23 protein-coding genes and 1 pseudogene are annotated in these 24,102 nt (G+C 62.9%); 9 read left to right on the top strand and 15 right to left on the bottom strand.

Annotated features, from left to right (window positions below; all coding sequences use genetic code 11):
- Nucleotides 1–234: 234 nt before the first annotated feature.
- The 4 genes and pseudogenes from ACN0S5_RS18325 (at nt 235) to ACN0S5_RS18310 (ending at nt 3,794) form a co-directional block, all read left to right on the top strand.
- Nucleotides 235–984, top strand: coding sequence for a GntR family transcriptional regulator (locus tag ACN0S5_RS18325; protein ID WP_417210185.1), 750 nt, complete (start codon nt 235–237; stop codon nt 982–984).
- Nucleotides 985–1,019: 35 nt separating this feature from the next.
- Nucleotides 1,020–2,687 (top strand): Na/Pi cotransporter family protein, encoded by a 1,668-nt coding sequence (locus tag ACN0S5_RS18320; protein ID WP_417210184.1) that lies wholly within the window; start codon nt 1,020–1,022, stop codon nt 2,685–2,687.
- A 361-nt stretch (nt 2,688–3,048) separates the two neighbouring features.
- Nucleotides 3,049–3,588: pseudogene (locus ACN0S5_RS18315) on the top strand (aconitase family protein); the annotation flags it as partial.
- Nucleotides 3,589–3,638: 50 nt separating this feature from the next.
- Nucleotides 3,639–3,794: an aconitase family protein gene (locus ACN0S5_RS18310; RefSeq protein WP_417210183.1), complete on the top strand. Its 156-nt coding sequence runs from the start codon at nt 3,639–3,641 to the stop codon at nt 3,792–3,794.
- A gap of 441 nt (nt 3,795–4,235) precedes the next feature.
- Here ACN0S5_RS18310 and ACN0S5_RS18305 read toward each other — a convergent pair whose 3' ends face one another.
- On the bottom strand, nt 4,236–5,684 hold the full coding sequence (locus ACN0S5_RS18305) for a YfcC family protein (protein WP_417210182.1): 1,449 nt from the start codon (nt 5,682–5,684) through the stop codon (nt 4,236–4,238).
- A gap of 188 nt (nt 5,685–5,872) precedes the next feature.
- On the opposite strand from ACN0S5_RS18305, the gene ACN0S5_RS18300 reads away from it, so the two are divergent.
- Entirely contained in the window at nt 5,873–6,520 is a 648-nt protein-coding gene (locus tag ACN0S5_RS18300; RefSeq protein ID WP_417210181.1) for a GntR family transcriptional regulator, read from the top strand.
- A 248-nt stretch (nt 6,521–6,768) separates the two neighbouring features.
- On the opposite strand, the gene ACN0S5_RS18295 is transcribed toward ACN0S5_RS18300, so the two are convergent.
- The 3 genes from ACN0S5_RS18295 to otnK are packed head-to-tail and all read right to left on the bottom strand — an operon-like array spanning nt 6,769 to nt 9,442.
- Nucleotides 6,769–7,530 (bottom strand): hydroxypyruvate isomerase family protein, encoded by a 762-nt coding sequence (locus ACN0S5_RS18295; RefSeq protein WP_417210180.1) that lies wholly within the window; start codon nt 7,528–7,530, stop codon nt 6,769–6,771.
- The gene (locus tag ACN0S5_RS18290; protein ID WP_417210179.1) at nt 7,527–8,177 is read right to left on the bottom strand and encodes an aldolase; all 651 of its coding nucleotides are present in this window, start codon (nt 8,175–8,177) and stop codon (nt 7,527–7,529) included. Before ACN0S5_RS18290 ends, ACN0S5_RS18295 begins: the two co-directional genes overlap by 4 nt.
- Nucleotides 8,174–9,442, bottom strand: coding sequence for a 3-oxo-tetronate kinase (otnK, locus tag ACN0S5_RS18285; RefSeq protein ID WP_417210178.1), 1,269 nt, complete (start codon nt 9,440–9,442; stop codon nt 8,174–8,176). The genes ACN0S5_RS18290 and otnK overlap by 4 nt, the downstream gene beginning before the upstream one ends.
- A 236-nt stretch (nt 9,443–9,678) precedes the next feature.
- Between otnK and ACN0S5_RS18280 the strand changes: the two genes are divergently transcribed.
- A complete protein-coding gene (locus ACN0S5_RS18280; protein WP_417210177.1) occupies nt 9,679–10,731 on the top strand; it encodes a LacI family DNA-binding transcriptional regulator in 1,053 nt (350 codons plus the stop codon).
- Nucleotides 10,732–10,765: 34 nt separating this feature from the next.
- Here ACN0S5_RS18280 and ACN0S5_RS18275 read toward each other — a convergent pair whose 3' ends face one another.
- From ACN0S5_RS18275 to dctP, 5 genes are all read right to left on the bottom strand, one after another.
- Entirely contained in the window at nt 10,766–11,800 is a 1,035-nt protein-coding gene (locus tag ACN0S5_RS18275) for a LacI family DNA-binding transcriptional regulator (RefSeq protein ID WP_417210176.1), read from the bottom strand.
- 90 nt (nt 11,801–11,890) lie between these two features.
- Nucleotides 11,891–13,189: a TRAP transporter large permease gene (locus ACN0S5_RS18270; protein ID WP_417210175.1), complete on the bottom strand. Its 1,299-nt coding sequence runs from the start codon at nt 13,187–13,189 to the stop codon at nt 11,891–11,893.
- A 35-nt stretch (nt 13,190–13,224) separates the two neighbouring features.
- Complete coding sequence (locus ACN0S5_RS18265; protein ID WP_417210174.1) at nt 13,225–13,803, bottom strand: TRAP transporter small permease; 579 nt, start codon at nt 13,801–13,803, stop codon at nt 13,225–13,227.
- Nucleotides 13,804–13,834: 31 nt separating this feature from the next.
- A complete protein-coding gene (locus tag ACN0S5_RS18260) occupies nt 13,835–14,866 on the bottom strand; it encodes a cyclase family protein (protein ID WP_417210173.1) in 1,032 nt (343 codons plus the stop codon).
- Nucleotides 14,867–14,904: 38 nt separating this feature from the next.
- Nucleotides 14,905–15,933 (bottom strand): TRAP transporter substrate-binding protein DctP, encoded by a 1,029-nt coding sequence (dctP, locus tag ACN0S5_RS18255; RefSeq protein WP_417210172.1) that lies wholly within the window; start codon nt 15,931–15,933, stop codon nt 14,905–14,907.
- Nucleotides 15,934–16,164: 231 nt separating this feature from the next.
- On the opposite strand from dctP, the gene ACN0S5_RS18250 reads away from it, so the two are divergent.
- The 3 genes from ACN0S5_RS18250 to ACN0S5_RS18240 are packed head-to-tail and all read left to right on the top strand — an operon-like array spanning nt 16,165 to nt 18,535.
- The gene (locus ACN0S5_RS18250; RefSeq protein WP_417210171.1) at nt 16,165–17,544 is read left to right on the top strand and encodes an acyclic terpene utilization AtuA family protein; all 1,380 of its coding nucleotides are present in this window, start codon (nt 16,165–16,167) and stop codon (nt 17,542–17,544) included.
- Nucleotides 17,541–17,921 carry a hypothetical protein gene (locus ACN0S5_RS18245; protein ID WP_417210170.1) on the top strand — a complete coding sequence of 127 codons (381 nt, stop codon included), beginning with the start codon at nt 17,541–17,543 and terminating at the stop codon, nt 17,919–17,921. Before ACN0S5_RS18250 ends, ACN0S5_RS18245 begins: the two co-directional genes overlap by 4 nt.
- Nucleotides 17,918–18,535: an HD domain-containing protein gene (locus tag ACN0S5_RS18240; RefSeq protein ID WP_417210169.1), complete on the top strand. Its 618-nt coding sequence runs from the start codon at nt 17,918–17,920 to the stop codon at nt 18,533–18,535. Before ACN0S5_RS18245 ends, ACN0S5_RS18240 begins: the two co-directional genes overlap by 4 nt.
- Nucleotides 18,536–18,655: 120 nt before the next feature.
- Here ACN0S5_RS18240 and ACN0S5_RS18235 read toward each other — a convergent pair whose 3' ends face one another.
- The 6 genes from ACN0S5_RS18235 to ACN0S5_RS18210 are packed head-to-tail and all read right to left on the bottom strand — an operon-like array spanning nt 18,656 to nt 24,066.
- The gene (locus ACN0S5_RS18235) at nt 18,656–19,366 is read right to left on the bottom strand and encodes an alpha/beta fold hydrolase (RefSeq protein ID WP_417210168.1); all 711 of its coding nucleotides are present in this window, start codon (nt 19,364–19,366) and stop codon (nt 18,656–18,658) included.
- Nucleotides 19,356–20,156 carry an HpcH/HpaI aldolase family protein gene (locus tag ACN0S5_RS18230; protein WP_417210167.1) on the bottom strand — a complete coding sequence of 267 codons (801 nt, stop codon included), beginning with the start codon at nt 20,154–20,156 and terminating at the stop codon, nt 19,356–19,358. The genes ACN0S5_RS18235 and ACN0S5_RS18230 overlap by 11 nt, the downstream gene beginning before the upstream one ends.
- Nucleotides 20,153–21,280 carry a hypothetical protein gene (locus tag ACN0S5_RS18225; RefSeq protein ID WP_417210166.1) on the bottom strand — a complete coding sequence of 376 codons (1,128 nt, stop codon included), beginning with the start codon at nt 21,278–21,280 and terminating at the stop codon, nt 20,153–20,155. The genes ACN0S5_RS18230 and ACN0S5_RS18225 overlap by 4 nt, the downstream gene beginning before the upstream one ends.
- 21 nt (nt 21,281–21,301) lie before the next feature.
- Nucleotides 21,302–22,357, bottom strand: coding sequence for an ABC transporter ATP-binding protein (locus ACN0S5_RS18220; protein WP_417210165.1), 1,056 nt, complete (start codon nt 22,355–22,357; stop codon nt 21,302–21,304).
- A 12-nt stretch (nt 22,358–22,369) separates the two neighbouring features.
- Nucleotides 22,370–23,185 carry a carbohydrate ABC transporter permease gene (locus ACN0S5_RS18215; RefSeq protein WP_417210164.1) on the bottom strand — a complete coding sequence of 272 codons (816 nt, stop codon included), beginning with the start codon at nt 23,183–23,185 and terminating at the stop codon, nt 22,370–22,372.
- Nucleotides 23,182–24,066 (bottom strand): carbohydrate ABC transporter permease, encoded by an 885-nt coding sequence (locus ACN0S5_RS18210; RefSeq protein ID WP_417210163.1) that lies wholly within the window; start codon nt 24,064–24,066, stop codon nt 23,182–23,184. The genes ACN0S5_RS18215 and ACN0S5_RS18210 overlap by 4 nt, the downstream gene beginning before the upstream one ends.
- Nucleotides 24,067–24,102 lie beyond the last annotated feature (36 nt).

The following is a 24,102-nucleotide window of genomic DNA, read 5'->3' as shown; positions in this document are numbered from 1 at the left end:
CTCCTCTGCTGGATGGGGCTTGGGTCAGAACCGGATCGAAGGGGTGTCGAAAGAATGGCCGCAACAGGGTCGAAGCGTCCGCGCAACAACGGTCGCGTAGAATGATTTCATCTTAAGGTTCCTCCTCTCCATGGCCGGGCGTGCGTGGCCCGTTGTATTTCTTGCCATGCTTGGTAATCTGGTTTAAACCAACAGTCAATACCTGGTTTAAACCAGATAACAACAGGACCCTGCATGACCGATCCGGCCCGTACCGACGCAACCACTTCCGCCAGTCTGGCGCGTGCCGCCATTCGCGACGCGTTGAGCACTGAAAAATGGCGCCCCGGCGAGCAATTGCCGGCCGAACGGGGGCTGTCGGAGATGCTGGGGGTCAACCGCATGTCGCTCCGCCAGGCGCTGCTGGCGCTGGAAAACGAGGGGGCGGTCTTTAGGGTTGATCGCAAGGGGTGGTTCGTTTCGCAAAAGCGGTTCGACTATGATCTGATGAACCACGTCAGTTTCGAACGCGCTGCTGCGGCGCAGGGAACGGCAACCTGGACGGATCTCGATCAGGACGTCGTCGAAGCGGACGCTGGCAACGCGGCGCTGTTCGGCCTGAACGCGGGCGATCCGCTGCTTCGCATTCGCGGCTGGGGCGCGTTCAATGGACATCGCGCCTTTATGCACGATGTCATGATCAACCTTTCCGCAGCCCCCGACTTTGCGGAACGTCTTGCCGGGCAATCCTTTACCACGGTCTGGATCGAACACTATGGCGTCGATCCCAGACTGTCCGGTCTCCGGATCCGTCCGGTTCGTCTAGAAGGTCTTGCCCAGCAGATCCTTGGCTGCACCAACGGCGCGCCCGGCCTCTACATCCGACGGATCAAGACAAACGCCGATGGTCAGGTCATCCAGATCGACCGTGAGTTCTGGCGCTTCGAATCGCTTGAACTGCATATTTCGCCGGACGCGGTCAGCCCCGGCGGCACAGACCGTTAGTCACCCGGCTCCGCTACCAACAAAGAGAGACAACGATGCACCCATTTGTGATCGTGATTCATCTTGCCGGGGCAGTGATGCTCCTGCTGTGGGCCGTGCGCATGGTCAGGACAGGGGTCGAGCGGGCGCATGGCCACGCTTTGAAACGGGCCCTGAGAGGCGCGCGCGGAGGACATGTCAGTACGGCCATGGCCGGGGCCGTTCTTGCGGTCGTGCTGCAAAGCGCGACGGCGGTCGGCATTCTGGCAGCTGGCTTCGCGTCGAGCGGCATCCTCTCGGTCGGCAGCGGCATCGCCGCGCTTCTTGGCGCCGACCTCGGGTCGGCGCTGGTGGTCAAGATCCTGTCCTTCGATCTCGGCGGGCTGATCCCGGTCCTGCTGTTCATCGGCGCAACGCTGTTTCTCAAGTCCGAACGCCGCACCTTTCGGCAGTCGGGCCGTATCGTGCTGGGCATCGCCTTTATCCTGATGTCGTTGCAGATGGTGGGCGAGGCGACCGAGCCGCTGCGCGAAAGTGCGGCGCTGCCGCAGGTTCTCGGGTATCTGCGCGGTGACCCGCTGACCGCCTTCGCGCTCGCCGCGATACTGGCCTGGATGGTTCATAGCTCTGTCGCGACCCTGCTTCTGTTTGTCACCTTCGCGGGCGCGGGCATGCTGCCTCTGGAGGTTGCCCTTCCCATGGTGCTGGGCGCAAACGTGGGTGGTGGTCTGATCGCTGTCTGGCTCACGCGGGGCATGGGCTATCAGGCGCGCCGCATTCCGTTGGGCAACCTTATCTTCCGCACTGTGGCGGCTCTGGCGGTCCTGCTCGTTCTTCCGCTGGACGTCCTGCCGATCGACCGGCTCGGCCCGACAGAGGGCCAGCAACTGGTGAACTTTCACCTGCTTTTCAACCTGCTGCTCGTGCTGGTCTGCCTGCCGTTCACCCGTTGGATGGAGCATTTGACAGCTTTGCTCCTGCCGGCCTCGCAAAAGCCAGCGCCGCTGCCCGGAGCCGGACGGCCGGCCAGTCTGCTTGACCGTTCGACGATCGGCACACCCGCCCTCGCCATCGCCAATGTCAAACGCGAGCTTCTCCGGATGGGCGAAGCTGTAGAGACAATGCTCGCACCTGCGATCGACCTTCTGGACGGCGGCAACGCAGAGCAGATCGCGCGTGTCCGGGCGCTCGACCAGGACGTCAACCGCCGCCATACCGAAATCAAGCTTTTCATTGCCGAACTCAGGCGCGGAGGGTTGACCGAGGAGGAGGCGCAGCAGGGTATCGAACTGACCGGCTTTGCGATCAACCTCGAACATATCGGCGATCTGGTCGCCAAGTCGCTCTTGACGCTGGCCGAAGAAAAGGCCCGCAAGTCGCTTCGGTTTTCACCCGAAGGCTGGGCCGAGATTTGCAGCCTTCACGCGCGTGTCCAGACAAACATGCACCTCGCGCTGAACGTGCTGGTGTCCGGGGACCTCGGCAGCGCCCGAGCCTTGGCGCGGGAAAAGCAGGAGATGCGCCGCCTCGAACGCGAAAGCCACAATCGCCACCTTGCGCGGTTACAATCCGGCAACGCCGAAAGCATTGAGACAAGCGACATTCACCTGGAATGCGTCCGCACGCTGAAGGAGATCAACTCTCTGCTCGTGAAAGTCGCCTATCCGATCCTGGCGGAAAGCGGCCAACTTCTGGACAGCCGTCTGGTTCAGCCTGCTGAATAGCGTGGGGGGCACCTCACGGTTCTCCTTGGTCTTCGCCTTCATCCCGCCATACGTCGCCCGCCACTTGTAACGTGCAACGCTGATCGGGCCCTGTTCTCAGGTTCGATATGCGGATGCCCGTCAGCGCCGAAACCTCGGCAGGGTCGAACTTGTGCAGCATCTCTGTGCTGTCCGATTGAAAGCTGGTGCGTATTCGGCGGTTCAGGGCATCCGACAGACGCGCCGCGTTGGCAGAAATGGAAACCGCAAGTGTTTCTGCGCCTTGGAAATCCGCCTATGTGTTCTGGCTGCCGTCGCGACCCTGTGGTGGGTCGGTTCTGTTTCGTCGCGCAAGCGCGCGCATTTCGCATTTTTGCGACTAATGCGCGGGTGGCGCGCAACCTGTGCGCACCGCTCACCCACGCATCTCAAGCTCGGCCTCCTGCCGCAAGTGCGGGAACTCAGCGACGCGCACCGCGCCTTCGGCAAACAATATGGGCTGAAGGATCACGGCTATCTTCTGGGCGAGGAAGGGTCCGAAGGCCTTTCCCACGCCATGATGGCAGAAAGCCTGCTGGTCCAACTGGACGGCAAGATGAAACCCGGTGTAACGGCCAAGGACGTGGTGCTGACGTTGCTTGCAGCCGATCTGATCCAAAGAGGTGGCGGCCTTGGCAAGGTCTTGGGGTTTGCCGGACCGGTTGTCGACTCAATGTCTATCGACGAACGCGCCACACTGACAAACATGGTGGCGGAACTCGGCGGGCTGACCGGACTCTGCGCGCCCGATGCAGAAACCATGAGATTTTGGAAGGAGCGTTGTAGGATAGACGTCGAGACAGGGCCGTGGATGTTTTCCGATTCCGGGGCGCATTACGCCAAGAGCGTGACGCTTGATTGCAGCACAATAGGTCCGATGCTGGCCCGTCCTGCGGAGCGTGCGGGCAATGCGGCCCCGATGTTTCGGAACCGGTGGGTCAAATTACAATTTCGGCCATCAACAGGAACTTTCCGGGTCGTGGCGGTCCGGGAACGACCTGGCTGGCAAGTCCTCCGACTGTTGTTGCCAGCGCAATTGCGGGCCGAATAATGGCATTCGACCAATTGAGGGATGAAATGGGCGCGTGACGGGGCACCAACCCCCAAACGGGAATACCGGCCCGGTCTGTCTGAATCATTGCGGGCTCTGCCAAAGTGGCGTTCAGCCACGGGTCTGTCGGAGACCCTCAACTTAGGGAACGATGGTGGTGATGATAAAGGCAAAACGGCAAACCACCGCGCGCCATAGACCGCGCGCGTGTGGCCCTTGCACCCAAGATCGGCTGCATTCGCCGGACCCCGCGTGAAGAGGTCAGCGACTTTACTTGCGTGGCCACCTGGCAGGGGTTTGTCTAAAGGGCCTTTGTGATCGAGATATGCGCCGGTCGTATCGTTGGTTGCAAGACTCGGGGACGGTCTGCCTCACTAGTTGAGGATGACCCGGTTCGCAGGCAATGTGACACCCGATCGGCAAAGGGCACCGCCATAAAGCGGTGCCCTCGGTTCGATCCCTTTGGATAACCGGGAAACTCAGCCAGTCCAGCCGGTGAGCTGCGCCCCGATCACGAAGGCCAGAGCGATGGCCACCCAGAGCCCGAACAGCGGCGCGAAGAAGCGCACCCACCGGTCCCAGCTGACGCCGCCAAGGGCAAGCGTTGCCATAAAGTAGCCGGAGGTCGGGTACAGGATGTTCGAAAGTCCATCGCCCAGCTGGTAGGACAGCACCGCGTTCTGCCGGGTCACGCCGATGATATCCGACAGGGGCGCCATGATCGGCATCGTCACCAGTGCCTGTCCGGAACCCGACGGGATGATGAAGTTGAAGCCCAGTTGGCTTATGAACATGCCGGCGGCGGACAGCGTGTCAGGGAAGGACCCCACCAGCCCGCCCAGACCATGAACCAGTGTATCCATCACCTGGCCCTGCTCAAGCATCACCGCAACGGCACGGGCGATCCCGACGATGATCGCGCCAACCAGCACGTCGCGGAACCCTTCGTTGAAGGCTTCGCAGATCCGGGTGGGTGTCAGCCCGGCGATCAGGCCCACGGTGATGCCCATCAGCACGAACAGCCCGGCCATCTCCATCATGAACCAACCGCGGGTCAGCACGCCCCAGACCATCACGCCAAAGAAGGCCAGCGCCGCGAGCCCCGCCCAGAACTGGCGCGGGGTGAAATGCATGGCCGCGCCTGCCTCACCGTGCTGGTAAAGCTTGCGCTTCTCAAGTTCGCGGGCTGAATCGGCCATCAGGCTTGCGTCCGGATTGGCGCGCACCTTGAGCGCGTAGATCACAACGTAGACAACCGCCGTACCCAGAAGCGCCAAGAAAAGCGCCGCGCGCAGGCCGGCCCCGGAATAAAGCGGCACCTCGGCAATGGTCTGGCCCAGCCCGGTGTTGATCGGATTGAGCACGCCCGCGGTGAAACCCGCGGTGGTGGCCAGCAGCGCCACACCGACTGCGGTGATGCTGTCAAAGCGCAGGGCGATCATCAACGGCAGGATGACGGGCACGTAGACGAGCGCCAGTTCCTGTGTGCCGATCAGCGTTGCCACCACGGCGAAGGTCACCATCAGCACCGGCAGTATCAGCACCGAACGCGCAGCGAAGCGCCGCGTCAGCTTGTCCACCGCGACGTCGATGACGCCGGTGTGACGGATCACCATGAACATGCCGCCGATGATGAAGGTGAAAAATACCACGACCGACGCATCCACAAGACCCCGTGGCACCGCCATCATGAAGTCCTCCAGTCCCACCGGGGTGGCGGCGACCTCGCGGTAACTGTCGGGGTCGATCGCGCTTCGACCGTTGGGCAGGGTGATCCGGTCGAACACGCCCGCCGGAATGAAATGGGTCGCCAACGCCGCGAGCGCGGTGAAGGCGAACAATATCACGTAGATATGCGGCATTTTGAAGCCTTCGTCCTGCGTCTCCACCGCGTCCTCCCTGTCTGTTGTTTCAATGGTGCTGGTCATCTCGGCCTCCCAACCGCTGTGGCGCGCGAGGATGCCAAGGCATTCTCGGCGGTGCGCACATGAACTGAACTTGCAGCTAAAATGTTAGATGACATCTTGTCTGAAAGACAATCAGGCATATCATATATGTGACTTCGCAAATTCTTGATAATAGGGTGCGGGAACACGGGCCATGGAAGGGACGGCAGATGGACGGATCATCAAAACCACTGGCGGATCAGGCATTTGACGCTCTGCTTGCGGCGCTGCGATCGGGCAGGCTGGCCGCCGGTGCGTTCTTTTCGATGCCGGAACTGTCCCGCGCGCTGGGGTATCCCATCGCCTCCATCCGCGAGGCGACCAAGCTGGCGGCCGCGCGCGGATTGCTGTTCATCCTGCCGAAACGCGGAATCACGGTGATGGACGCGGGCCCGGAAAACACCCGTATCTGCATGGACATGCGCGCCGCGCTGGAGCGCGAAGGCGCGCGACGGATCATTCTGGGCGGTGCAGCCATGCCGACCGGGGACCTGCGGCGCAGCCACGAGGAACTGTTGAGGCAAGCCCTCGATCGCGACCCCGAGGCCACCGGGAAGCGCGCCATAGACATCGACCTGAGCCTGCACAACGCCCTGGCGGCAGGGCTGGACAACCTGTATCTGCAACAAGCTTACGCCGCGAACCGCGACCGTATCGCAGTGATCCAGCAAAGCCGTCCGTTTCTGCAAGACCGGATCGTTTCGGCGATGCAGGAACATCTGGAGATCATCGCCGCGATGGAAGCGGGCGATTTGCCGAGGACGATCGAGTCCATCGACGTCCACCTCATGCAAACGCTGCGGTGGTGGGGCGTTTGAGTGACCGGGTCGCTTCGGGCTGGGCTGGGTTTCCGACATGCGCCACATCAAGGTGCTGATCCGCGTGGAACAAGATTGAACCTGCACCGGATACGTTCCGGTCGGGTGCTCCTGTTATGCGGTCAGGTGTTCGTGGGCCACGGGTGGTGTCGCGCCGCGACCACAGGCGTCTGCGCCCGCGACGTGCTGACCGACCTGCTTGAGAAGATGCGCCTGCGCAGCAACTGAAAATCCGAGCGCCGCCTTGTTCAGCGGACGGCGCGGAGCCAGCCAAGCGTTGCTTCGGTCGCGCCGCCGGGTTTGTATTCCGCGCCAAGCGGCGCGGCATAGCCCAGAGCGGCGATATGCGCAAAGACATGGCCGTACGCCACCTCGCCATGGTCCGGCGCGCCACGGTCGGGGACCGAAGCGAACTGGATGTGACCGATCTGCGGCAGCAGCGCGGTGAGCCTGTGGGTCAGGTCGCCCTCCATCAGCTGCACGTGGTAGCAGTCGAACATCAGCTTGAGATTGGGCGCGCCAACCTCTGCGATGATCGACAGCGCCTGATCGGTGGTGGTCAGGAAATAGCCCGGCGCATCGTATCTGTTGAGCGGCTCGATCAGGATGGTGATGCCATGCGGGGCGGCGCTAGTGCAGGCATAGATGAGGTTCTCGACAAAGGTGGCCCGTGACTCGGCACCAGTGGCAAAGCCCGCCATCACGTGGATGTTGGGCGTGCCGAGCGTGCGGGCGAAGGCGATGGCCTCGTCGATGGCGGCGCGGGCCTCTGGCACGCGATGGGGCAGGGCGGCCAGACCGTTTTCGCCCGCCGCCACGTCTCCACGGCGGGTGTTGAGGCCCAGCATCTTGAGCCCGGTCTCGTCCAGCGCGGCCTTTGTCTCTGTCACTGGGACGTCGTAGGGCCAGTGGCATTCCACCGCGTCGAAACCGGCGGCTTTTGCGGCGCGAATGGCGTCCGGCAGCGGGCGGTCATTCCAGAGAAAGCCGAGGTTGGCGGAAAATTTCATGCGTCCCACTCCACGTCGAAACTTGTGACCAGAGCCTGAACCTGATCCTCGGTCAGCCCGCGCGGTTGCATGCCACGGGTCATCATCGCCAGCCTTGCGGTGTCTTCCAGCTCTTCGATGGCGTTGCAGGCCGCCTCGATGTCCTTGCCGGCCACCACCGGGCCGTGGTTCGCCAGCATCACCGCCGAGCGTTTGCCGGCAAGGCCGCGCACCGCCGCGCCCATCGCCGGATCGCCGGGCAGGAAGAAGGGCAGGAGCTTGACCTTGCCCAGCTTCATGATGCCATAAGGTGTAAGCGGCGGCAGAAAGTTGTCTTCGTCCACATCCGGCAACATCGACAGCGCGACCGCGTGGCAGGAATGCAGATGCACCACCGCGCCTGCGGTGCTGCGGGTGTCGTAAAACGCGCTGTGCAGCGGCATTTCCTTGGTCGGTCTGTCACCGGCAACATGGCTGCCCGAGGCATCGAAGCGGCTGAGCCGTCCGGGATCGAGCCGGCCAAAGCTGGTCCCGGTGGGTGAGACCAACAGCCCGCCATCCCCGGTCCGGGCCGAGATATTGCCGGTGCTGCCGCCGGTCAGCCCGCGGTCGAACATCGACTTGGCCAGCAGGCAGATCTGCTCGCGCAGTCGGGCCTCTGCGCTCATGATGGCAGCCTTTGCTGGGCGTCGGTAAAGAAGGTTTCGGTGCCGAAGTTTCCGGATTTCAGCGTCAGAGCGATCTGCTGGCCGTCTGACCGGCAATAGGTCCATGGCACGCCCGGCGCGATCTCGGTGCCGATGTCAAGCTGGCTGACGCCAAGCGCCTTGGTCACCGCGCCCGACGTCTCGCCCCCGGCGACGATCACCCGCCGTGCCCCGGCATCGCGCGCCGCCACGGCAGAGGCCGACAGCGTCGCCTCTACGATCTCACCGGCACCGGCGACGCCCAGCCTCTCCTGCGCGGCCCGCACGCTTTCGGGATTGGCGGTGGCGTAGATCAGCGGCGCAGCATCGAGATCCTGCGCGGCCAGCCAGTCGAGCACCGGCTGCGCACCGTTTTCGGCCAGGTCCAGCGGATCAAGTTTGAAGGACGGGGCACCGCGACGGGTATAGTCGGCGACCTGCCGGTTGGTCATCGCCGAACAGCTGCCGGAGAGCACGATGGTGCCGGTGCCGAGCTGCGGCCGCTCTGCCCCACGCGCATCCGCCGAGAGCGTGCCATCGGCGAGATAGAGCCCCGGCAGCGGCATGGCCAGCGCGCTGCCGCCGGTCATAAGAACCATGTCGCGGCAAGCCTCGGCAATCACTGCGAGATCCTCGTTCGCCACGGCGTCGACCACCACATGCGCCACGCCCTGCGTCTTCAGCGCGGCAAGTTCTGCCAGCAGCGCCTCGGGGCCGCGCGCCACAGTCAGCCGGTCGGCCAGCCCGACGGGCCGGGTCACCTGCGGTTCCAGCAGGCGCATCAGGTTGCTGTCGCGCATCGGGGTCAGGGGGTGATCCTTCATCGGGCTTTCCGCCAGCGGCTGACGCCCGACAAAAAGATTGCCCATAAAGATCGACCGGCCGTTTTCCGGGAAGGCCGGGCAGTAAATCGTCTGATCGACGCCGAGATCAGTCATCAGCGCCTCGGCGACCGGGCCGATATTGCCCTCGGCGGTCGAATCGAAGGTCGAACAGTATTTCCAGAAGAAACGCTGCGCGCCGGCGGCTTGCAGCCAGCGCAGCGCCGCGCGGGTCTCGGCCAGAGCCTCTGCCACCGGCGCGGTGCGCGATTTCAGGGCGATCACCTCGAAGGCGGCGGTGTCGCGTGGCGGGCCGTCGGGCACGCCGATGCGCAGCGAGACGCGCACGCCGCTGCGCGCCAGCAGTCCGGCAATGTCGGTGGCCCCGGTGAAATCATCGGCGATGCATCCAAGGACGGTTGTCATGGGGGTGTCTCCCGGAAGTATGAGCCCGGCACTGCGAGCATGGGTCATGGCTGCGGCGGCGTCATCATTTAACGAAACCTTGCAGGTCAACGTGTAGAACGAAATCAATCAATACCGGTACCGATACCGGTATTGATACCAGTTGCATATTTACCTTATTCTGTCAACGTTCCGTCCTCGGGTTGAGAGGCGGGGGGCATTCGCCGCGCGGCAACAGACAGGGTGACAGCAAGGGCATGAAGCAACGCAAGACCCTGGCCGATGTCGCCACCGCGGCGGGCGTCAGCAAGATGACGGCCTCCCGCGCGCTGCGGGGCGACAAGGACGTCTCGCAGGCCAATGTCGCAAAGGTGAAACAGGCCGCGCGTGACATTGGATACTACGGAAATCACCTTGCGGCCTCGCTGTCGAGCAAGCGCACCGACCTGATCGGCGTCGTCGTGCCCAGCCTGTCGAACATCGTCTTTCCCCAGGTCATGTCCGGCGTGACCGACGCGCTGAAGGGCACCGCGCTGCAACCGGTCTTCGGTGTGACGGATTACGACACCGAGGTCGAATACGAAACCATCCGGAACATGCTGTCCTGGCGCCCGGCCGGGCTGATCCTCACCGGCCTCGATCAACCCGAAGATACCCGTCTGCTGCTGCGCGACGCTGGCGTTCCGGTTGTCCAAATCATGGATACCGACGGCGACCCGATCGACGCCTGCGTCGGCTTTTCCCACGTCGAGGCGGGCCACGACATCGCCATGGCCTTGCTTGGAACGGGCCGACATCGGTTTGGCTACGTCGGCGGGAACCTCGACATGGATCTCAGGGCCGACAAGCGAAAAGAGGGTTTCCGCAACGCCCTGCGCAAACGGGGCCTCGACTTCATCGACACGAGAGACGCGTCGGACCTGAAAAGCGAGGAGGCCACCCAATCCGCCGTGATGTGTGGCCGCCGCATGACCGAAGTCCTGCTGGCCGTCCGGCCCAACCTCGACTGCATCTATTTCGCAAACGACGACCTTGCCTTTGGCGGATTGTGCCACTGCATTGCCGCCGGCATCGACGTGCCGGGCGCGGTCGCTCTGGCGGGCTTCAATGGTCTCGGGCTCATCGAGGGGTTTCCCGGCAAAATCGCGACCTCGCGCACCGCCCGCCGGAAAATCGGCGAAACAGCGGCGCGGATCATCCTTGAGGCCGTGGAAGGCTCTGCCGGTGTCGGGGGCAACATCCACGTCCTTAAGCCTACGATCTCGCTCGGGGAACTGGAGAGCGATCACGTGAAGCGCACCTCTGATTAGTCACCAAGGGGTCGATGACGTCGATCACCGTCGGTCACACGCTCTCGGCACCGGTCGATCCGGTAGTCTTTCGCCGAACGAAAACCGGGGCGATCAGAGAGCTTGTCAGGTCTGTGGTGCCCTGCTTGTCAAAGTCGACAATGATGCCCACCGCCTTGTCAGCCAGCTTGTTGACAGGTTGCCGGATCGTGCTGATTTGGTAGGCGCCAAGGGCCGCGCCGGGAATGTCATCGTATCCCACGACGGCAACATCGCCCGGCACCGAAAGGCCAAGATCAAGCCGGAGCGCATCCATCCCCCCCAGTGCCATCATGTCATTTCCGAAAAAGATACCATCGGGCCGGGGGGCGCCCGCCATCAGAGCCAGGGTGGCGGCACGGCCCGCCTCGTAGGAGCCTTCCGTTACAACCGACCGGGCACAGGCCACCCCGGCCAGATCGAGAACATGTCGGAACCCGGCGGCCCGCTCTTCATAGATCTCGGTCTCGACTTGCCGTGTCATCACGGCGGGCTTCGTTACGCCGCTGTCAAGAAGCGCGCGGGCCGCCAGCATGCCACCGCTGAAATGATCCGTTGTGACGATCGCGGCCTCGACATCCCGGCGCACCCCGAGATTGAGCACGATAGGTATCGGAGACTGACTGGCAAAGACCTTCGAGATCTGAGCGGAGGGCGATATCCCCATCACGATGGTGGACACCATGTTGTACTGGGCAATGAAGGGCAGGACGCTTTTCACGTCCCCGTCCGTCCCCACCTTGAACAGGGTCGGAAGAAAGCCCTCCTCCCGCAGTCTGTCTGACAGCTTGTCGAGCAGATCGGCCAGGAAGGGATTGAGCAGGGGACCGATGAGAATGCCCACGACGTTGCTGGACTTTCCCGCCAGAACCCGCGCCGCGATATTGGGCTCGTAGCCCAGCTTCTCTGCGACCGCCAGCACCAGCTTTCGCCGCTTTTCAGAGACCGATGCGCCTTTGGTAAAGGTCCGTGACACCACCGATCTGGAAACACCCGCCGCACGCGCAACGTCATCGGCAGTTACCCGGCTTCCGGCTGATTTCTTGCTCATCCTGCGTCTTTCACCCTTTCCCCGTCGCCGCGCGTATCGACACGTTATCGGAAGCCCTGCGTTACCACAAACCTCTGTGAACCCGTTCGCTTACACCATGCTCGGCAGCCAGAGGACGATCATGGGAAAGGCGAACAGGATCGCGATTGTCACCAGATCCATCACCAGAAAGGGAATGACGCCCTTGAAGATCCCGCCAAGCGGAATGTCGGGACGCACGCCGGCCACGACGAAACAATTCAAACCGACAGGTGGGGTGATCAGTCCGATCTCGACGACCTTGACCACGAGGATGCCGAACCAGATCGGATCAAACCCCAGCTCGACAATCGCCGGAAAAATGATCGGCAAGGTCAACAGCAGCATGCCGATCGCGTTCATGAACATCCCCAACACGACATAGGCGGCAAGGATGATGCAGAGGATCACCGAGGCCGGCATGTCCAGCGCGACGATCCAGTTGGCAACCGCCCCCGGCAACCCGCTGAATGCGAGGAACCGTGCAAGGATCAGCACCCCCCAGATGGTCGCGAAGATCATCACGGTCAGCCGAATGGAATCCATCAGGCAGGCGTGCAGTTCCCGGATCGAAAATCTGCCCGAAAGCAGGAACATGACAAAGACAATCCCGGCCCCGACGGCCCCGGCCTCTGTGGGTGTGGACCAGCCCGACGACATCCCGATGATGATGACCAGAATGACCGCGATGATGGGAAGCACGCGCGGCACCTCGGCCAGCCGGTTGCGCCAGCTTGCCCGGATGATCTGAGGGCGCTCTCCGGAGGTCGTCCGGGCTGCGAACACGATATAGGCGGCATAGACGACGGCGGAAAAAAAGCCGGGAATAAAACCGGCAAGAAGCAGCTTGCCAATCGATTCCTCGACGATGATGCCATAAACGACGAGGATCGTGCTCGGCGGGATCAGCGACGCCAATGTGCCGCTCGCCGCCACCAAAGCGGCAGAGTTCCGGAGCGAATAACCGCTTTTCGTCAATTCGGGAATGGCGACCCGAGCAAAGACCGCGGCGGTCGCCGTGCTGGCGCCTGACACCGCTCCGAAACCGGCACTGGCAAAGATCGTGGCGACGCCCACACCGCCCGGCATCCAGCCAAGCCACGCACGGGCGAACCTGTAGGCACCGTTTATCATGCCGGCCGAATTTGCCAGAAAGCCGATCAGGATGAAGAGCGGAAGAACCGACAACTCGTACCGGGCGGTGCTGTCATAGGGGATCAGACCCGAAATATTGGTGGCGACCGCAAAGCCTTTCAGAAAACTCAGCCCGAGAAAGCCGGTGATGGCTGCGGCGAACACAATGGGAAAACCGGCGAGAATAAGAAGAAACAGCCCGGCAATGCCGATGAGTCCCACGGTGATAGGGTCCATGTCTCGATCCTTTGATCAGTTCTGCAAAAGGGGGCTCAGTCGACGGCTTCGGTCACGGGGTCCGGGGGAACCGGCGTGGCGATCGGCTGTCGGCGCGGGTCCAGAAACAGCCGCCCATAAGCCCAGATCGTCAGCACCAGACGCGCCGAGAGCACCGCAAATGACAGCGGGGCTATGAGCTTGGACGGCCAGGTCGGCCAGTCCATCGCGATGGTGGTGTCACCGATCATGTAGGAGCGGCTGAAGTGGGAAAACGACCCCTGAAACAGCTGCACCGTGATCAGCATGGCGCAGAGGGCGATTATGAGCTCGACCAGATGCGCGCGGCGTCCGGTAAGCTGGCGGCTCACCAGATCCATGCGGACATGCCCCGCCTTGCGATAGCAATAAGACAGGCCCAGCAGTCCGTAGATCGGACCGACCAGCACCAGCACGTCAAACTGCCCGCGCAGCGGTGCCCCCAGTAGATTGCGGGACAGGATTTCAGCCACGCTCAGCCAGAGCAGGCCGAAGATGACCCAGGCCCCAAGCGCCGCGCCGATGTTTTCGATCGCGCCGACGCCCCGGTCCAGAGCAACGAGACACTTGTCGGGTCTGTTCATGGTCTGCGCCATTGGGTCTCCCCTCTTTGATAAGGCCGACGTTTCAAACCGTTGCGACGGGCGAGACCGGTGAGCCGACCGCACCGGGCAGGCGCAGCGGCGGTGCGCTCAGGAAAAAGCGGGTCCTGCCGGTCCGGTCCAGCCAAGCGGCCAGATCCGACAGGTACCAAAGCTCGCCCAGCGGCAAACCGAGCTTGAACAGGCAGTGATTGTGCAACGGCAGCAGCACGCCTTCGCTGCGCGGGGCCGCGGGCCTGTGCTCGACCACGGCATTGTCCGCCACCAGCGCCGCGATACCCGATGCCGTGATCCAGTCCAGAAGGTCGCCGTCCGCGCCGTCAAACTCTGTTCCGATCCGGGCCAGCGCCTCCGCATCGGGCGCGTCACCCATTTTCCAGAGTTCCCGCGCAAATCCGGTGTGCAGGCACATGATGTCGCCCGGACCGATCTCGACCTTGAGCACATCGAGGGCATGCAGAAGATCGCTCCGTCCGATCTGCCTTCGGGCCGGGCCGAAGGCCTTTTCAAGATCGACCAGAACGCCCCGCCCCTGAACGCAGCTTTCCGCCAGCCGGTCGATGCCAAGCGGGTTCTCACCCGAGCGCCCGGTGTCGGCGTCAGGCGCGCTTACATCGACGCGCGCCCGATAGCCGTTGTAGTAGACCTCTTCGTTGATCCCATCGCCGTCGGCATCGAAAAGCGCGCCATTGTGGGCAAGAGAATCCCACTGGGTGGAGTACTGGCTGTAGATGGTGATGACATCGTCGCAGGAGACGTCCACGACGCCGGCGTGTTCCTGTTCCACACGGTAGTGATACGCCTCGCCGTGACGGCGGACCACCGGTCGGATGGTCGGCGCTTTCCGGTTGGGATTCAGAACATTGCGTCCGGGAATATCCAGCGGGAGGCTGAGACAGAAGGCGAGGCCCTCGCGGATTTCCTCGGCCGCCTTTCGACGGCGTTCGGGCGTGATCAGGTTCAGCCGCCCAAGACGGTCATCCGGCCCGAAATCACCCCAGTTCGATCCGGGCGGGCGATGTCGAAATCGCCGCTGCCCGCCATTATCCTCAGTCATGTTTTCAGGCCTCCATTCAACCGACCGTCACGCGGGGGTTACTTGCCGGGAACGGCAGCCATCATCCGGTCAAAAAGCTCCTGTCCGGGAAGCCCTTTCGCCTCGGCCTCGGCAATCCACTCCTGCCAAAGCGGCACGCCGGCCAGATTGCGGAACTTTTCGCGCTCTGCGTCTGAGAACGACACGATCTCAAGCCCGTCATCGCGGAACGTCTGCAACGCCTTGTCACCGGCAACCCCGTAGGCCTCCGCGTAGGCCGCATAGGCCACTTCCCGCGCCTCAAGCGCAATGTCGCGATACTCCTGAGGCAGCGTGTCCCATGCGGTCATGCTGACCACCCACGGGCAATTCACCGTGCCGGGTGCCAGATTTTCGGTCACCCAGTCGGACGGCTCGTAAAGCCGATAGGACGCCATCGCGTAGTGCGCAATTGCGACCGAATCCAGCACGCCCTGCGACAGCGCCTGATAGGTCTCGGGGGCCGACAGCGACATCGGCACCGCCCCGGCCTTTTCATAGGCGGACCCAAGCGGGCCAAGCGCACGCACCCGAAGCCCTTCAATCGCCGCGACGGAATCCACCGCATCGCCCCGGCCGATCAGTTCCATCTGCGGCAGGACGGAAGAGATCATCCACTTGGCATTCCAGCGGGCCAGCTCTGCCTCGACGGCAGGGTGCGAATAGACCGCCTCATGTGCGGCCCGTTGATCGGCCGGATCCTTGAACGGCAGGAACGGCAGCTCGACCACCATGGACGCCGGGTGCTTTCCAGGATGGAATCCCCCGCAGTAATTCGCGACCTCGAAGGCCCCGAGTTGCAGATTATCAAGATTGTTCCGCGGCGCCGACAACTCTCCCCCGTAGTGGATCGAGATCTGAAACGCGCCGTCCGTGCGGCGGGCAATTTCCTCTGCCCAGGCCTCGGCTCCGGCGGTGGCTGCGCGCGGCGTACCCCATGTGGATGCCTGCCACCGGACGTCCTGCGCCTGCGCCGAGGTTGCTCCGGCCAGCAGAATTGCCCCGGCGATGAACGCCGCGGGCGTTGTGAGTGCTTCGAGATAGGTCACGTAAGTCTCCTCCGATTCGCGATCTCCCTCAGCAACCGTAGCAAAATTTTGGTACCGCGTGCAATACAGCGTGAAGAACTTGTGACGCGACAAACCGAAGAGAACCGGCTGACAACAGCTTTACCCCCATAAATACCTGACAATAAGCCATATATCCCCGTCAAAAAATATCCTGTTGCATTTCAAGCCTCACGGTCAATAATGCACACGTGTGCTAAATAGGATGAGAAAATGAGTGAAAGCTTCTTGATCGGCAACGGCTCCGGGTTCTCCGGCGACCGGATCGACGCACCGATCCCGGTGGTTAAGACGCTTGTCGAAGACGGCAGGCCAGCGGCGATCTTCTTCGAGGTTCTGGGCGAGCGTACGGTCGCTCTGGCCCAGCTCGAACGCACGGCCTCCAATGACAGCGGCTACGAGCCCATGCTTGAACCGTTGCTCGAACCCATTCTGAAAGACTGCTTTGACAACAGCATCAAGATCATCGGCAACTTCGGTGGCGCCAATCCGATGGGGGCCGCACGCTGCATCAGTCGGCTGGCGAAAAGACTCAAACTCTCCGGGCTCCGTGTCGGCGTGGTGACGGGCGACGACATCCGGGAACGGGTTTCGTTGGATGAACTCGAAGTTTATGAGGCGGATGAGGGCATTGACGTCCATGACGGCACACTCGTGTCGGCGAATGCCTATCTCGACGCCCAGCCGCTTGTCGACGTGCTGGCCAAAGGGGCCGATGTCGTGGTTTGCGGCCGCACCGGCGATCCGTCGCTGGCATTGGCACCCCTGATCCATCATTTCGGCTGGTCGGCTGACGACTGGAACCTGCTGGCCGCGGGCGCGACCGCAGGACATCTTCTGGAATGCGGGTCGCAAGTCTGTGGCGGGGTGTTCTTCGAACCCGGCTACAAGGAGATCCCGTGCCCGGAAAACATCGGCTTTCCAATTGCGGAAATCGGCGCGGACGGCTCGATCATCATCGGCAAGGCCGCAGACACCGGCGGGCTTGTCGATGTGCGCACCATCAAGGAACAGTTGCTCTACGAAATCCACGACCCGTCGCACTACATCACCCCGGACGTGACCGTCGACCTCAGCAACGTGACCCTGCGGCAGGTGGCCGAAGACCGCGTCCAGATCCTTGGCGTGTCGGGCCGCGCCCGTCCCGAAAAGCTCAAGGTCACGGCCTGTTTCGGCGGCAGCTACCTGGGAGAGGGCGAGGTGTCCGTCGCCGGCCCCAATGCGCTGGCCCGCGCCGAGGCCACCCGGCAGGTGCTGCGCGACCGGCTGAAGTTTCGGGGCCTCGATGTGACCGCGCGTTTTGACCTGATTGGTATATCAAGCGTGCATGACGCCGACGATGGCGCGCTCAGCAGGCAGGATCACGGGGCAGGCCCGTCAGACATCCGCGTCAGGCTGGCCGCTGCCGGATCGAACCGAAACGATGTCGAGCAATCCGCCCGCGAGGTGCTGGCGCTTCTGTGCTGCGGCACGGCGGGCACAGGCGGGGCAAGATGGCGCGTCACCCGCAGGGTCGTGACGCGATCCTACCTCGCGGAACGGTCCGCGATCGAAACCCAATCCCAGTGCTTTGCCAGCGAGGATCTGCTGTGACTGACAACGACCCGATTATCAGAGTGCCGCTGCATGAGGTCGCGCACGGGCGCGCCGGCGACAAGGGCAACAGGCTGAACATCAGCATCATTCCCTACAAGAATGGCGCCTTTGCCCCGATCGCTGACCAACTGACCGCCGAGCGCGTGCATGACGTTTTTCGCTATCGCGGCACCACGAAAGTTCAGCGCTACGACCTGCCGCAGCTGCACATCTTCAATTTCGTGATCGACAATGTGCTGGAAGGGGGCGTGAATTCCTCGCTCAATCTCGACGGCCATGGAAAAACCCTGTCGTTTCGCCTGCTCGCCGAAGAAGTGGATGTTCCGGAAAGCGCGCTGCACAGCGCAAGCCCCTACCGGAGGTCGCCGGAATGACGGCCTCTTCCATCGAGACGTCCGACACCAGAGCGGCCATCGCGGCCCATGTGACGCGCGACCTGCCGGAACTTGAAGATATCCGAAATCGCGACCTGCGCGCCAAGGTGGTGGAGGCGTGGAGCTATGCATTGGCTGAGGAAGGGCTGCGCCGCATATCCGACATGGAAGGATGCGGCTCTCCGGGTCGGCTTCAGCTCAGGACCGGCAGCCAGCTCACCCATATCCGGGCGGTGACAAACATGGCCCGCGCCAGTGGCGAGGCGCTGAAAGCGTCGGATCCGGATCTGCCGCTTGACGTCGATATCCTGATAGCAGGAGGGCTTTTGCACGACGTGGGAAAGCCCTTTGAATTCAATGCCGCGCGACGGGCAGGGTGGACCGACCGGCCGTCTTCCTGCGGTTTTCCCGCCATGCGTCACCCGGCGCATGGCTGGCACATCTGTCTCACGGTTGGCCTGCCCATCGAGGTTGCGCATATCGCCGGAGCGCATTCGCACGAAGGCGAGCACCTGCAACGGTCACTCGAGTGCATTCTGGTGCACCATGCGGACTTCGCCTATTGGAAAGCCCTGAAAGTCTCTGGACTGCTGATTGATCCGCCTCTGTCCTGACAGTGTCGGCGGCGCTTTGCGCAAGTCTATCCGCCGCACGGTCTTCGGTCGTCGCGGCACCGGGAATGCGGCCAACGACGATGCCGCACCCCGCAATAGGGTCCGGGCATGTGTGCCGTGTCAGATCAGATCAGGCCCTTGCATAACGTGGTGGTTCACCGCCTCTGCACAGGCTGCCGGGTCCTCGACAAGGGCATAGTGCCCAAGGCCGGCCAACGGGATCGCCCGCCCATGGCGCGCAACGTTGGCCGCATCCTGCGCCATCCAGAATGGCGCGGCCGCATCTCTTGTGCCGGTGAAGAGGCTGACCGGCGCGCGTGCTTGGGCCAGCGACTCCAAGGCCCCCGGACGGCTCAGCGCCAGCTCCGTCTGTGCCGGAATCGCGTCCGCCGTTTCGTCCGCCATCGCCAGGATCTGTCTTCGCGCCGCCTTGGGATCGGGACCGCAGAGAGGCGCCAGCCGCTGCGCAAGAGCGGCCGCGCCACCAGTCACAGCAACGTCCCGAGCAAGACGCAACCGGCCTTCGCGCTTGGCGGGATCGTCGGCATGAGGGTTCAGTCCGAACAGGATGAACTGACTGGCGAGCAACCTGTCGGCCAAGTGCGCCGCCACCAGAGCGCCAAGTGAAAAGCCGCAGACAACCGCGCCGGGCAGGCAGGCTGCCCGCAGTTCCGGCAGGTAATCCTCGACTGCGGGACGCCGCAGGGCGACGGGTCTGCACGAGGCGGAGGGCACGCCAAGCGCATCCAGCAACCCGTCGAACACCGCATCGGTGCACAGCGTCCCGGACAACAACACCCATGGCCGCCCGTCCGTCAACTCAATAGCCATGGGCCGCCTTTGCCGGAGGCGTGGCCGGGGCACGGTCGCCCAGCACAGCGCCGACCGCGCCGGACATGCTGCGTGTCAGATGCCCAAAGTCATTGCCCGGCGTGACAAGCGCGCAGCCCTGAGCATGGCGGGCCCTTGCGTCCTCGGCGTCGGCGCAAAAGATACCGACAGGCACGCCTTTGCGCCGCGCCGCGTCCAGCACCTTGGTGATCGCCGCCTCTGAACCCGGACGCGATGACCCCACGTGACCGTCGATGGAGAACGCCAGATCGTTGGGCCCGACATAGATCATGTCGATCCCGTCCACCTCAAGGATGTCGTCGATCCGGTCGACGGCCTCGGCGGTTTCTATCATCGGGATGGCCATCACTGTCTCGTTGGCCAGAGCGACATAATCCTTGCCGCCATAAAGCAACCCGCGCGAGGGGCCAAAACTGCGGTTGCCATGCGGCGGGTAGCGGCAGGCGGCAACAAAGGTGGCAGCCTCCTCAGGGGTCGAGATCATCGGGCAGATGATCCCGTAAGCCCCGGCATCGAGCAGATGCATGATCTTGGCCGGATCAAGGTCCGGCACCCGCACCAGCGGCACCGCCGGGGTGGCCGAAAGCGCCTGTAGCATGTGCAGCGCCTCCTGAAAGCCCATCATCCCGTGCTGCAAGTCGACGGTGACCGAATGCGCACCGGAATGTCCGATGCCTTCGGCGGAATAGCTCGACCCGATGGAGAGCCAGCCGTTGACCACGACCTCTCCCGCCGCGAGGCGGTTTTTGACAAGGTTCTCGCGCATCATCCGGCCCGCTTGTAATCGGGCAGCAGCGCCGCCTTGGCCACGTAACCGCCAGCGTCGAGCGCCTGTCCCGCCGCGCGCGCGGAAGCGAGCACCGCATCGCTGAACTGCGGACGCTTGCGATGGTCGCCAGACACCACGACCAGCGCCTCGGCAGGGGTGTCGCCCAGCGTTTCGATGCTGCGGACCACACCGGCGGGGATGGAATAGGTGTCGCGCGCGTCCAGATCGACGGTGACATCGGCACCCTCGTTGAGGCTCAGCCGCAGCTTGCCGGAGCGGAGGATCAGCACCATCTTGTCGTCAAGCGTGAAGGGGCTGACCTTTTGACCCGCGCCGATGCGCAGCCATTCCACTGAAAAACCGTGCGGATTGGTGATCGGCGAGGCGTGATCGCGATTCTGGGTCAGGCCGAAACCGATCACCGGGGCGATTTCTGCCCCGCAGCCGGGCAGGGCGGCGTCGACAAAGGCAGGCCGGAAATCGCGCGCCTCGGCGGTGACCACCCGCTGCATCATCTCTTCGCGCGATACCTTGCGCAGGTCCGCGAATTCACTGTCGGGCATCGGCGGGATGCGTCCGCTTTCGTCGGGCACCTTGTCGCCACGGCTGGCGTCGATCAGCGTGTTGTCGTTAGAAATAAAAAGCCCGTAATCCGCCGCCTCGCGGATGATTTCGGGGTGAAAGATCACGCCGCCGGTGTTGTCGCCGCCCAACACGGTGAACAGCCAGCCATCGTCCGGCCCGGCATTGGTGAAGCCGCGGAAAATCCATGTCGGGACCGAAACGATGTCACCTTCGCGGCCCAGCACCTCGTTTTCGCCGTTCGGACCCCAGCGAAAGGTCCACTCGCCTTTCTGCACGATGAACACCTCGGCGGTGAAATGGATGTGCAGGTTGTTGGTGATGCCGTTGGGCATGGCGGCTGCCCCGATGTTGAAGCCATGCGGCTCCGGCAGGTTGATGACCTGCTCATCGGACGAGGTCACACCGGGGCCGATGATCGAATAGTTTTCCTTGAGGTGTGATCCGGGCTTCTTGCAGTCGATAAAGGCCACGGTGCAGGAGACATAGTCATCCCGCGTGATGTGCCGCGCGTCGGCGTCGGTCTGTGAAAGTTGAGACATCCGATTTTCCTTTCCTAAGGCTCAAGCGTCGATGCGCTGGCCGGACTTCTTGTCAAACAGGTGAATGCGTGCGCCGGGTTTCGGTGCAAAGGCGCAGGGCGCGTTGATCGGGGCGTCGAAATCCGCCGGTCCGCGGGCGCAGATCGAGGTGGTGCCGTCGCGCAGCGTGGCCAGCGTCGAGTCTCCGGTCAGTTCCAGGGCGTAGAGCTTGCCCGCGATCGGGGCCTGGCCCTCGGTCACAAGCTGGAGATCCTCGGGGCGGACGCCCATCACCACGCCGTCACGGTCCGGACCGGACACCGGCAAAGCGACGCCGGGTGCGTTGAATACCCCGCCGGTGATGCGGCCTTCGACAAGGTTCATCGACGGCGAGCCGATGAAGCCCGCGACAAACAGATCGACCGGTTCCGAGTAGATCTTTTTGGGCGTATCCAGTTGCACGATCCGACCTTCGCGCATCACCGCGACGCGGCTGGCCAGCGTCATCGCCTCCATCTGGTCGTGGGTGACATAGACGGTCGTGACGCCCAGCTCGTGATGCAGGTGCTTCAGTTCCGCCCGCATGGTCACCCGCAGCTTGGCATCAAGGTTCGACAGCGGCTCGTCCATCAGAAAGATCTTGGGCGTGCGCACGATGGCGCGGGCCAGAGCAACCCGCTGGCGCTGGCCGCCCGACAGTTCCGAAGGGCGGCGTTTCAGCAAGGCTTGCAGTTCGACCTTCTCGGCGGTTTCCTGAACCCGTGCCTCACGCGTCTTGCGATCCATGCCGCGCAGCTTGAGCGGATAGCCGATGTTCTCGGCCACCGTCATGTGGGGGTAGAGCCCGTAATTCTGGAACACCATCGCGATGTCGCGGTCCTTGGGCGGCTTGTCGTTCGCCCGCTCGCCCGCGATCAAAAGATCACCCGAGGTGATATCCTCAAGGCCCGCGATCATCCGCATGGTGGTGGTTTTACCGCAACCTGACGGCCCGAGCAGGACAAGGAATTCGCCTTCTTCGATGGTCAGGCTCTGTTTCGGGACGGCAAGGAATTCGCCATATTTCTTTTCCACGTCGACAAGCTGAACTTCGGCCATTTCCGGGCCCCCTTATTTGACCGCGCCGGCTGTCATGCCGCGCGTGAAATGTTTCTGGATGAGCAACGCCATGATGAAGATCGGCACCGTGATCATGACCCCGGCGGCGCTCATCAATTCCCACAGGTCGCCGCGTTCGGTACGGAAGCTGACCAGCCCCACGGGCAGGGTGACGGCGTCGCGGCGCGTCAGGATCAGCGCAAACAGGAACTCGTTCCAGGTCAGGATAAAACAGAAGATGGACGAGGTCAGAATGCCGGGTGCCGCCATCGGCAGCACGATGTCGCGGATGACCCGCAGGCGCGACGCGCCATCGATCATTGCCGCCTCTTCGCTGTCGGTGGGAATGGCGTCGATAAACCCCTTGATCATCCAGATCACGAAGGGGGTCACGATGGCGAGGTTGACGATGATCAGAGCAGCCCGCGTATCCAAAAGGCCCAAAGAGCGGAACATCAGGAAGAAGGGCAGTACGATCACGACCGCCGGAATGAACTGGGTCGACAGGATCAGGAAGAACAGGAACTTCCGCCCCTTCACGCGGAACCGCGAGAAGGAATAGGCCGCAAGCGAGGCGCAGGGCACCGCGATCAGCACCGTGACAGAGGCCACGATCACCGAATTCATCACCATGTCGCCCAGGTTCCATGGGTCCGAAAACACGGTGACAAAGTTCGACAGCGTCGGGCTGAAATCCAGCGACAGGGAATAGGCGTCCTTGGGGCGTTTAAACGCGGTCAAAAACATCCAGGCGATCGGGAAGAGGACGATGGTGGAGATCAAGAGCAGCAGCGCGCGCTCGACCCACCAGAAAACGGATTTGCTCATGCCGTGGCCATCTTTCTTTCGCTGAGCAGCATCCGGACGTACCAGATCGAGATCAGCATCATGATTGCTGTGAGGATCCAGGCCAGCGCCGAGGCATAGCCCATGTCGAACCATTTGAAGCCGACGTTGAAGATGAAGAACGCCAGCGTTTCGGTCGATGTGCCGGGACCGCCGCCGGTCAGGGTGACCACCTGGTCAAACATCTTCAGCGCGAAGATCGTCTTCAACACGGCAATCACCAGCAGCACGCCTTTCATCTGCGGCAGCACGATGCCAAAGATGATCCGCAGGCTGGAGGCGCCGTCGATGCGGGCGGCTTCTTCGGTTTCGCGCGGCACGGAGGCCAGCCCGCCAAGACACATGAAGGTCATGTAGGGCGCCCAGTGCCAGACATCGGTCAGCACAAGAATGGCCATCGCCAGATCCGGGCTGGCCAGCCAGGGCACGCCTTCGAGCGCCGGAAAGACCGCGCCAAGGCCCTTTGCGATGACGCCGAATTCCGGGTTGAACATAAAGCGATAGCTGACCCCGATCAGCGCCGGACTCATCGCGAACGGCAGAATCAGGATCACCCGTGTGAACGTGTGCATCTTGCCCTTGCGCCGCAGCAACAACGCCAAAGACATGGCCAGCACGAGGGTCAGGGCAACGCTGGTCACGACAAAGATCGTGGTGACCCAGAGCGAGTTCTGAAAGCCCGGCTCGGTAAAGGCGAAGCCATAGTTGTCAAGGCCGACGAACTCTCCGGGGCGGCGTTGTTTGGTCAGGTCCCATTCGCGGAACGAGGTGACCAGCGAATAGGCAAGCGGATAAAGCGTGGTGGCCAGCACGATCAGGAATGCCGGGACCAATAGCAGGTAAGACAGGGATCGATCCTGCATGACGCACCTCTGTAAGATTGAGAAAGTGGCGCGCGC

It is taken from the genome of Antarctobacter sp. (assembly GCF_048262615.1).
In the GTDB taxonomy this organism is placed as follows: Bacteria; Pseudomonadota; Alphaproteobacteria; order Rhodobacterales; family Rhodobacteraceae; genus Antarctobacter.
The sequence above is the reverse complement of the archived record's forward strand: the minus strand, read 5'-3'. Positions and strand labels throughout refer to the sequence as shown.